At 71.2% G+C, this 4,238-nt stretch carries 5 protein-coding genes; 3 read left to right on the top strand and 2 right to left on the bottom strand.

Annotation, left to right across the window (positions count from 1 at the left end; all coding sequences use genetic code 11):
• The first annotated feature begins 21 nt into the window (after nucleotides 1-21).
• Both E6J59_03460 and E6J59_03455 read left to right on the top strand, forming a co-directional pair.
• Entirely contained in the window at nucleotides 22-201 is a 180-nt protein-coding gene (locus tag E6J59_03460; protein ID TMB22632.1) for a hypothetical protein, read from the top strand.
• Nucleotides 202-211: 10 nt separating this feature from the next.
• On the top strand, nucleotides 212-658 hold the full coding sequence (locus E6J59_03455) for a hypothetical protein (protein ID TMB22631.1): 447 nt from the start codon (nucleotides 212-214) through the stop codon (nucleotides 656-658).
• Here E6J59_03455 and E6J59_03450 read toward each other — a convergent pair.
• Together E6J59_03450 and E6J59_03445 are read right to left on the bottom strand one after the other, a co-directional pair.
• The gene (locus tag E6J59_03450; GenBank protein TMB22630.1) at nucleotides 629-1,348 is read right to left on the bottom strand and encodes an ABC transporter ATP-binding protein; all 720 of its coding nucleotides are present in this window, start codon (nucleotides 1,346-1,348) and stop codon (nucleotides 629-631) included. The genes E6J59_03455 and E6J59_03450 overlap by 30 nt on opposite strands.
• 3 nt (nucleotides 1,349-1,351) lie before the next feature.
• The gene (locus E6J59_03445; GenBank protein TMB22629.1) at nucleotides 1,352-3,949 is read right to left on the bottom strand and encodes an ABC transporter permease; all 2,598 of its coding nucleotides are present in this window, start codon (nucleotides 3,947-3,949) and stop codon (nucleotides 1,352-1,354) included.
• 98 nt (nucleotides 3,950-4,047) lie between these two features.
• Here E6J59_03445 and E6J59_03440 point away from each other — a divergent pair.
• A partial coding sequence (locus tag E6J59_03440) for a peptidase M4 family protein (protein ID TMB22628.1) occupies nucleotides 4,048-4,238 on the top strand: 191 nt, incomplete at its 3' end.

Genomic DNA, 4,238 nt, shown 5'->3' with positions numbered 1-4,238 from the left:
CTCAGCCGGACCTACTATTGGATGACCGCCCTAGTGCTCGCGGTCGCCGGGCGCCCCGGGCTTCGCCGCCGGGTGGTGAATGCGCTCGCCCGAGACCCGGGGCTCTTCGATCGACTCCTCGCCATCAGCAGCGGCGAATGCCCGCCGTCGTCCCTCGGTGTGCGCGGCGTGCTGCGTCTGATCGAGGGCCTGGTCTACTGATGGACGCTTCGTGGCCGAATTACGTTGGGAAAGGCCCGGAGGACCAGACGCTGGATGGCGGGAAGCTACGGTGCATCCCGGCGACGTCATCGAGAAAGCGCCCGACCGCCTCATTATTGAGGTCGGGGGCGTCGGTGTCTCCCTACAGACATTCACCTGGGCTGCCGCCACGGGCGCGGCCGTGCGACTGCTCGTGCACACCGAGGTGCGCGAGGATGCCATCGAGCTCGTAGGCTTTGTGAGCCGGCGCTCTTTCACCTGCTGCGAAGGTGAGAGGGCTCGGGCCGAAGCCGTGCCTCACCATGCTCTCTGGGTCCGACTTCTGTCCGAGAACTCCGTGAAGTTCAGGCGACTCGAGCGGCAGCGACGTCGCAGAAGCCGTCGCGCTTCAAGGCGCCGGGGGGCTGGATCGCCTCGCGGTGTCCTCTCAGCCTGCCGCCGTTTCGCTCGCGGGTGACGAGCCCTCGCGCACGATGCGACCGTCGCGCAGCTCGACGACCCGGTGCCCGTAGGAGGCCGCGACCGGGCTGTGAGTCACGAGGATCACGGTGAGCTGCGTCGCACGGTTCAGCTCCCGCAGCAGGTCGAGGATCGCCTGCCCCGTGCGCGAGTCGAGATTCCCCGTCGGCTCGTCCGCGAGCACGAGGCGCGGTCGGATGACCAGCGCCCGTGCGATTGCCACCCGCTGCTGTTCGCCCCCGGAGAGGTCCCCGGGCCGCCGCGTGCGGGCAGCGACCTGCACCCCCACCTGATCCAGCACCGCCGCCGCCCGCGCTAGCGCGGCGCGGCCGCCCATCCCGAGAAACTCGAGCGGCCAGGCGACGTTCTCCTCCACGGTGAAGGTCGGGAAGAGGTTGAAGGTCTGGAAGACGAAGCCGATCTGCTGCAGGCGCAGGTCGCTGCGCGCGTCGTCGGAGAGGCTGGCCAAGTCGTGCCCCCCGACCGCCACCCGGCCACTGCTCGGGGTATCGATCCCGGCGATGAGATTAAGCATCGTGGTCTTGCCGGACCCGCTCGGGCCCATGACCGCGAGGAACTCCCCTGCCGGAACCTCCAGGCTGATGTCGGTCAGCGCACACGCAGTCTGGGGTCCGCTGCCGTAGCACTTGCTCACCCGCTCCAGGACGACCGCGCTGCCATGCTCCACCGCCTACTCGTATCGGAGCGCCATCGCGGGGTCGAGCCGCGCCGCTCGGTGCGCCGGCACGAGGGCGGCCGCCAGGCAGACGACCGCGGTGATCATCGCGACCAGTGCCGCCTGCCAGTACGGAATGTGGCGCTCCAGCGTCCAGCCGAGCAGGTAGGGGAACGTCGCGGCGACCCAGAGCGTCCCCAGGGCGAGTCCCGCGGCCAGCGCCAGCCCGAGACCGAGGGCACCCAGCAGCATGCCCTCGAGCAGGACCATCCGCCGCAGGTACCGGCGTCGCACGCCGAGCGCGCGGATTATTCCCAGCTCCCGCGTGCGCTCCGCCACGCCGGCGGCGAGCGTGTCCGCCATCCCCACGAGCACGACCACCAGCACCATCCCAGCCAGGATATGCAGCCCGGCGAAGGCGCGCCGCACCTGGCCCGCGAAGAAATCGATGAGCTCGCGGGACGAGAGGATGCGGAGGCGGTACGCCCTGCCCAGCCGCTGCGCGATCGTCGCGCGCAGGGCGGTAACGTCGGCCCCGGGGGCGGCCTGCACGAAGAGATGGTTGATCTGGCGGTCGTGCCAGAAGCGCTCGTAGAGCGTCCGGCCCATCTCGATCGTCCCACGCGGCGAGATGAACACCATGGTGGTGCCCGCCACGCGGAGCGGCAGCGGGCCGCTCGGGGTCTCGAGCGTGATGGTGTCGCCCACGTCGACCCCCAGGTGCAGCGCGAAGTTGCTCGAGACGATCACCGCCTCGCCCCGCGCCATCGCGTCCCACACGTCGGGCGCGTGCCGGCCGAGCAGCGGCAGCTGCCCGAAGGCGGGGTCGGTGAAGTACCCCGGGTCGAACGCGTCGATGGCGATCGGGCCGCCGCCGTGATGCCAGTCGGTCACGCGCTCCCCGGCCACCGCCTTGACCCCCGGGATCGCACGGACCTCCGCCGCCAGCGTGTCGTCGATGGGTGCCTCCATGAAGCCCGCTTCGATGTTGGAGGAGGTGACGGCCAGGTCGGCGCGCATGGCACCGCCGAGCCCGTCGATTACCGACTGCTCGAAGCTGCGCGCCAGCATCCAGAGGAACAGCACGGTTCCCAGACCGACGCCGAGCGTCCCGGCGGTGAGTGCCATCCGGCGCGGGTTGTGGACGAGGGCTGCGGCGGCGAACCGCGCGCTCGGCCCTCCGACCCAGCGGAGCCCGGGGAGGAGTGGCCCGCTCACGAGCTGCACGAGCGGGCGAGACGCGAGCGCGGTGGCCGCCGCGATCAACCCGGTGGCCACGAGGCCCCAGGTGGCCGACCGGGTGACGGATTGCAGCGAGACGCATGCCACGATGCCCGCGACAACGAGGCCCCGCAGGACCCACACCGACTTCCTGCTCACCCCCGGCTGCTCCACGCCGCGGCCGCGGATCGTCGCCGCCATGCCAAGCGCGGCCATGCGGCGGGCCGGAAGCGCCGCCGCCAGCAGCGCGGCTCCCAGGCCGAGGGCGGCTGCGAGAGCCAGCGAGCTGGCGCTCACCATGACCTCTGCGTCGGGCGCCACCTGCTTGTAGGCGACCGCCATGGTGGCGGCGATGACGGGGAGGAGCGGGCGCGCCAGCCCGATCCCGAGCGGGATCCCGATTGCCACACCGACCGCGCCCAGCAGCAGGCTCTCCTTCATGAGCTCGCGCCGCACCGCGCCTTCGCGCACCCCGACCGCGCGCATGACGCCCAGCTGCCAGGCCCGCAGCTCGAAGAGGGTCGCCAGTCGGTTGAAGGCGATCAGGAACCCCGCCACCACACCGAGCGATCCCACTCCCTGCAGGAAGAGCTGGAGGGAGTGCATCACCTTGTGGAGGTCGGCCTTCCGCTGGAAGGGCGCCTCGACACGCAGCCCGGCAGGGAGCACCGCGGCGATCGCATCGGCGACGCGCGCGACCTCGTCGCCGCGCTCTACGACGACGTCCACCCGGTTGATGTATTCGGGACGGGTGAACGCCTTCTCCGCGGCATACAGGTCCATGACCGCCAGGTTGCCACCGTACACGCGGGCGACGCCCTGCGGCTCCAGCAGCGCGCGGATGGTGAAGCGGCGCTGGCCGGTCGGGGTGACCAGCGAGAGCTGATCGTCGACCGCGAGGCCCCGCCGCTCCGCGAACGCGCGCGTCAGCACGATCGAGTCCGGCTGGCTCAGGAACACGAGCGGATCGTCCAGCACGAGTCCGCCTTGGTCGCGCGCGTCGTAGACACGCACCGCCCGGTCGTTGGTGATGTCGACCCCGTGAATCGTCAGCAGCTCGCCGCTGTCCTCGGCCGTGAAGGCCGACGCGCTCACCAGCGGGACGGCGAGCTCGACACCGGGAACCGCGGACACCGTCGCGGCGACGGACTCGGGGAACAGACCGCCCTCGCCGGCGCGCACCTGCAGCGCGGCCCGCCCCGCCATAGTGTCGATTACCTCGACGAAGCCGCGGAGCACCGCCCGGTTGACGAGGTCGATCGCGCACACCAGCGCCACTCCGCTGGCGAGGGCGATGACCGTGAGCGCCAGCCGCGTGTAGCTCCCGCGCAGAAAACGGAGGGGGATCCGGAAGCTGTAGGCGGGCGTTCTCAGCGTGACAACCCGAGACACCGGGGACGAGGGCTGACCAAGCGAGGTCTTCTAAGCCGTGCCGGAGCGTGCGTCAACGCCGCGCGCACCACGTTGACATCGCCGGTGGGAGGGCTCCCGTGCACCGTCACCTTCTCCTCCGCATCGTACCCCCACACATGCTGAAGCACCTCGCCGAGACGGGCGACACAAGGCTCCCCGAGCTCGCATGGCGCACCCTGGTCGCCTCCGAACAGTTCCGCGGCGGCCGCCAGGCAATCGGCGCGATCACCCCCCTGGCCGCCACGCCGACCGGGGCCAAGCGGTGCAC

This window comes from Deltaproteobacteria bacterium (assembly GCA_005879795.1).
Classification (GTDB): Bacteria; Desulfobacterota; Binatia; order DP-6; family DP-6; genus DP-6.
The sequence above is the reverse complement of the archived record's forward strand: the minus strand, read 5'-3'. Positions and strand labels throughout refer to the sequence as shown.

Coding starts and splice junctions, on each gene's coding strand:
- E6J59_03460 (TMB22632.1), top strand. CDS start 22: ATGACCGCCCTAGTGCTCGCGGTCGCCGGGCGCCCCGGGCTTCGCCGC.